This window comes from Burkholderia sp. HAN2018, from assembly GCF_024704855.1.
In the GTDB taxonomy this organism is placed as follows: Bacteria; Pseudomonadota; Gammaproteobacteria; order Burkholderiales; family Burkholderiaceae; genus Burkholderia; species Burkholderia cepacia.
Genome location: NZ_QOBB01000471.1, coordinates 1 through 1,966, shown reverse-complemented (window position 1 = coordinate 1,966; position 1,966 = coordinate 1). Strand labels below are relative to the sequence as shown.

Here is a 1,966-nt window from a genome sequence, read left to right as displayed (position 1 = left end):
GGCGCACCCGCGTCGTGAACGTCCGTCGGCCGGCTGCCTTCGGCGAGCGTCGCGCGCCGGAAATGCACGCGCGCGCAGACCACCGCGCCGGTGCCGAGGTTCAGCATCAGGTGCCGGTCGGTGCTCGCGCGCATGCGGTCGATCAACTGTGCGCTCGTGACGTCGAACAGCGACGACAGCGTATGCGCGCGCAGCGCGGCGAGCGGCATGCCGAGCTGGAACTGCGCACTGCGATTGGCCGACAGGAAACGGCCGTCGGCGGTGAAGGCGACGATCCCCTCCATCAGCGTGCCGAGGAACTCGGGGCGGCCATGGAACGACACCTGCAACGTCTCCTGAAAGGTCGTCGTAAACAGGTGATTCTCGATCATCTGCACCGACATCTTCGCGAGCGCCATCGTGTGCTGGTGGTAGCTGCGGTGGTCGCCGGTCACGTCGAGCACACCGATCGCGTCGCCGTACGGATCGAGGATCGGCACGCTCGAACAGGTGAGGAAGCGGTTCGCAGCGAGGAAGTGCTGGTCGCCGTGAACGACCATCGGGCACAGCTCGGCGAGCGCCGTACCGATCGCGTTGGTGCCCTGCCGGTCCTCCGCCCAGTTCGCGCCCGGGCGCAGCGCGACCTTCTCCGCGCGGCGCAGGAAATCGTCGTCGCCGATCGAATGCAGGATCAACCCCTGCGCATCGGTCAGCACGATCATGCTCTGCGTGTTGACGATCTGCTCGTGCAGCGTCTCCATCACCGGCATCGCATGCGCGCACAGCACGCGGCTCTGCTCGCGCTTGAGCACCAGCGCCGCGCTCGACAGCACGTCGTAGTCGGGGCGTGCCGAGACCTGCAGGCCGAACGTCTCGGACCGCTCATGGGCTTTCTGGATCGACGGCGCGGGCCAGCCGGCGGAATGCGCGGCCCGCGATCCGGCCGCCTGCTCTACGTCATCGCGCATTGTCTCCTCCGGGGATCTTCCGGTCAGTTGCCGGACTCTTTGCCGTCATTGCAAGCAAGCATCGGGCCACGCGAGGGGCACGGCCCCAATCGAAAGCAGATTGCAAGACACGATCCGGCTCCGCCGGGCAGGTCGGGTCACCGGACGGGCCGGTCTTCGTGATACCGCGTCTGCCCGACGCGTGACTACCCGTGCGAATCCCGATCTTTGCGGCTGGCGCGTTTCTGGCTTTGTCGTGGCTCAATTACAGTGGTCGCATCGGCTCTCTCGCGGCCGCATGACGATTGCCCCGCTTCCCCCCGAACCGATTCGACACGATGCCTGCCCCGATTCGCCCCCTATCCCGATCCCGACCCGCGTCGCCGGCGTCACCGTCCGCGCTCGCCGCGCCCGTTCGCGGACGCTTGCACCGCGACGCGCAATCGATCGCGTTCTCCGTCGCCGGCGCGGCGCACGGCCATCCGGTCGTGGTGCTGCACGGCGGGCCCGGCAGCGGCAGCCAGGCCGGCATCCTGCGGCTGTACGACCTGACGCGGATGCGCGTCGTGCTCGTCGACCAGCGCGGCGCGGGCGCGTCGGCACCACGCGGCGGCACACGCCACAACGACACCGCGCGGTTGATCGACGATCTCGAAGCGGTGCGCGCGCAGCTCGGCATCGCGCGCTGGGGCGTCGTCGGCGGCTCGTGGGGCGCGGCACTCGCACTTGCATACGCGGGCACACATCCCGCACGGGTCACCGGCGTCGTGCTGCGCGGGCTGTTCCTGACGTCGCGACGCGAAGTCCGCCGTTTGTTCACGACGTCGCGAACGCGCGCGCCCCGCGAATGGCGACGCCTGTACGCGGCGGCCGGCTGCAGCCAGCCGGATCGCCTGCTGGCGTGCTGCGCGCGGCGGCTGCAACCCGGCGCGGGCGCGGCCCGGCAGCGAGCGGTGGCGCTTGCGTGGAACGCGTACGAGAACGCCATCCTCGCATCGCCGAACCCGCGCCGCTCGCCTGCGGATGCGATCCGCTCGCAC

The 1,966-nt window shown here is 69.8% G+C and carries 2 protein-coding genes; one reads left to right on the top strand and one right to left on the bottom strand.

Annotated features, from left to right (window positions below; genetic code table 11):
- Positions 1-947 (bottom strand): sigma-54-dependent Fis family transcriptional regulator (locus DPV74_RS41065; protein ID WP_119339266.1); only part of this gene is annotated, 947 nt, incomplete at its 3' end.
- Positions 948-1,264: 317 nt separating this feature from the next.
- On the opposite strand from DPV74_RS41065, the gene DPV74_RS41060 reads away from it, so the two are divergent.
- On the top strand, positions 1,265-1,966 hold a 702-nt coding region (locus DPV74_RS41060), incomplete at its 3' end, for an alpha/beta fold hydrolase (RefSeq protein WP_119339267.1).